This window comes from Robbsia andropogonis (assembly GCF_000970345.1).
In the GTDB taxonomy this organism is placed as follows: domain Bacteria; phylum Pseudomonadota; class Gammaproteobacteria; order Burkholderiales; family Burkholderiaceae; genus Robbsia; species Robbsia andropogonis.
On record NZ_LAQU01000097.1, the window covers coordinates 1 to 3653 of the forward strand.

The 3653-nt window shown below is 53.5% G+C and carries 1 protein-coding gene and 1 pseudogene; both read right to left on the bottom strand.

Going from position 1 to position 3653, the window contains the following annotated elements; genetic code table 11:
* Positions 1-152: 152 nt before the first annotated feature.
* Positions 153-1706: a carbohydrate porin gene (locus WM40_RS25905; protein ID WP_024906055.1), complete on the bottom strand. Its 1554-nt coding sequence runs from the start codon at positions 1704-1706 to the stop codon at positions 153-155.
* Positions 1707-2171: 465 nt separating this feature from the next.
* Positions 2172-3642, bottom strand: a pseudogene (locus WM40_RS25910) (aldehyde dehydrogenase family protein).
* Positions 3643-3653: the final 11 nt, after the last annotated feature.

A 3653-nucleotide genomic window follows, 5' to 3' on the forward strand; every position in this document is an offset into this window, starting at 1 on the left:
GATGGTAGGTGGGAAACGATGGCCGCGGTTAATGGACGAGGTTTTCATGTGCCAAGCTTACCCGAACGCCTCGACAACGTGACAATGCCTCCTAGTCTATTCCTTCGAGATCACGGGTGCGACGCTTTCATACTATTACTACATATACCCCTTTAACGTTTTGCGAGACCACTGAGACGACCTATGTCGATAAATACATTCACACCGACCATGAAACCACTCCGCGAAGGGCCAACGGCGGCCAATGTATGCGTCCTATTGGGGTGTAGAAAATATTGAACTGAACCATTGATCAGTAAGCCCGGTGCAAGTCCGTACTGCGCGTGAACATCGAAAGCGAACGTATCTTGATGGACCCTGCTACTGCCCCACCCGTTTATTGTGCTTAGCTGCTGCTCGTAAAGTGCGCGACCTTTGCTCAAACGGATATAGCGTACCGTGGAACCTATCAATGCTGCAGGATTGTTTTTGAGAAAGCCTCCGAACTCGGTGCCACCATAGGCCTCAATCGGGTATGACTGCCCCACTCCAGGTGTGATAAAAGCCCCTCCATACAACGCCATGTTTGGGCGCACAGGGCCATACGAACCCGTCGCTATCCAGACTACTTTTCTCGCCTGCCCGTAGAGACCCGATGTGCCACTTCCATGCGTGAGCGCAGCTTGGTTCGGATTGAGAGCCTGACTTGATCCGTCCACGTTATGGAAATCATCAGTGTAGGGACTGGTGCTGTGATAAATGCCAGCTTCGGCGTTGAGGGGATATGGCGTATCTGAGAAATCAGTGGCGTATACTATGTTTGCGACGCTTATGACACCGGTCCTCGTCCGCGAACTCCAATCCCACCCGGAAGAATTTGTGAAAAGCGCAGTGTTGTCTTCGATCAAGCCGAATCCCAGCCGCGTATGGTGCGACAGCTGGTAAGCAATTCGCGTCCCCCAAACCGATTTCGCGAACCCCGGAACATTTAGCGTTATCGCTGGGGTCGACGGGAGGCACCCCGTACACATTGTCGATAGCATGAAGTCGTCGGCAAGGTTCATCCGACCGTACTCGATATGTAGCCGCTTCTCAAATAGGTCATGTGAAAGTGTAAATTTGACGAGATCTGAGCTGGTGGTTTGGACAGGGAAGGGCGTAAAGGCCGAACCGGCTTGAAATGCGTAAGCACGTGTGTTGTGGGATGGTGGCTCCCACGCTTCGGTGATATGGAAATGTGTATTGGGAATACCAAGCAGTTTAGTCAGGTTAACGTCGGCGGACATAAAGAGTGCAAAATAGTCCACCGCCTTGCCCGCTGAAATACCTGTTGTAGGGTTGGCAAAATATGAGTTTGCTAAGATCAGGCCAAGGGTGATCCCGTGCGCTTCCAGATCATCCCCAATCTTGCTCATGGGTCCCTTTCTCTGACCCAGCGGTTCCCTTATGGGAGCCGGTACGCTCACACTCAGTACGCCTGGCGGATTTTGGCTAGTTTCTGTGCTCGCCTGGAGGGTTGTCCTATCAGAGGCATTTGTCGCTTTGGTGGCAACTGTTGGTTTACTAACGCTTACCGAAGTGCGCCCGTCCTCTGGGTCGTTTCCTGTGTTGGCCAATAAGGTATTAGGCTCCTGCTCTGTACCCGCAGCCATCGACGCAATCGGCGGGAGTGCAAGTGCGATGGTTAAGGCCATGCCAATGTGCATGAAGTTGGAAATTTTTTTCATGTCTCCTCCGCTATAGTGATTTTGAGCGATACGGTTCTTGATCCGTTTTTTGCTATGGTTGAGGCACCCTCCGTCCACTTCATGAAGAATGTTGGTCCGGACGGTTAAGAATTGAGGGTCTTTACTTATAAGTAAACCTAATTAAATTAAATAATAATTTTATTGATATTTAATTGCGAATGTCAGGTATTAATCGCTTTGTGGGTCGATGAAGAAGAATTTTCGGTTTTGACTTGTTCCCCAACACAACGTTGCCGAATGGTCAATCTGACACATCGATTCCCTTGTCGGTCCGGTTACGGTGGGTGAACAGTTTCTGGCCCCTTAAATGCCAAACCGACGATGCAGCGTTTTCACGGCGATCATGGAACTCTCGGAAATTTGGTGCCTTGATAGTGCTGCGCAGTCTTCCTCTCAATACAAGCTAGCTACGTTAGAATGAGAGGAGGGCAAAGCCATTTTCGGTTAGAAAGGATAACGAGCGGGAGCACCGCCCAACGTCATCCATTGCCATTCGGTAAATTCGTCAACGTTGGTTGTGCTACCGAAGCGAGAGCCGTTACCAGACTGCCCCATACCGCCCATGGGGATGCCGGGCAGATCAGAAATAGTTTGGTCGTTGATGTGCACCATTCCAGCACGTATACGTCGCGCTATGCGCAGACCGCGCGTCAAGCGATGCCGTTTGTATTGCGGCGGAAAGTCCGTACTCGGTATCGTTAGCTAATTGAATTGCATGCTCTTCGTTTTCAGCGATGCTGACGGGAGCGACAGGTCCAAAAATTTCATGAACGTAAGCAGGCATTCCGGGTGTCACACCGGCGAGAACAGTTGGTTGGTAGTAGGGGGATTCGTATGTTCCGCCTGTCAGCAACTCCGCACCGTCCGCGACGCTTGACGTGACGAGGTCATGAATACGCTCGATCTGCCGCTGGTTGATAATCGGGCCGATTGCGACGTGTTCGCGGAAAGGGTCACCTACCGTCAGACGCTGCGCATGCTGTCGCAGCGCGTCGAGATAGGAGTCTGCCACGCTGCGCAGGACGATATGCCGGCCCGCGGCCATACAGATCTGACCTTGATGCAGAAAAGAGCCCCAAGCACCGGCTGAGGCCGCTGCGTCTATGTCTGCGTCTTCGAGAACGATGAATGGACTTTTCCCGCCTAGTTCCAAGGAAACTTTCTTGACGTGCTCGCCCGCCAACTGACCCACACGGCGACCCACTCGAGTGGAACCGGTGAAAGTGATGAGTCGGACTTCTGGCGCGCAGACCAGCGCCTCACCGACGTCTGCTCCACCATTGACAATCTGCAACACACCCTCTGGCAGCCCAGCCTCAGCGAAAATCTGCGCCAAGACAACACCGCCGGTGATCGGAGTTTGCGGATCGGGCTTAAGGACAACCGCATTACCGAGGGCCAACGCTGGCGCCACCGAGCGCATTGCCAGCAGAAGGGGAAAGTTCCACGGTGATATGACGCCCACCACACCAAGCGGTACGCGACGAGCAATGCTCAAGCGGCCGGGATCGGCAGAATGCAGCACCTGTCCCTCCGGTTCAACGAAGAGTGCCGCCGAGTGCAACAGTTCGCCGATCGTGCCGTTTATTTCGGTTTCTGCTTTTCCTCGCACGCCGCCGGTTTCGCGGATGATCCAGTCAATCACTGTATCGCGGTTGCTCTCCAGCGTCGTTGCCGCTAGGTGCATCACGCGGGCTCGGGATTCCGGCGAGCTGGCTTGCCACTGTGCTTGCACCCGTGCTGCGCGCTCAACTGCCTCGAGAACGGTCTTCGGCGTACTGCCTCCTACTGAAGCCAGTGCGTGACCGGTAGCAGGCTCACGGACTTCAATAATGGGTCCTTCTGACGAAGTCCATTTGCCTTGGAAAACGCGTCCATCCCATATGGATGGGCAAAGGATACCGTCGGTTTGCAACCGACCGTCAA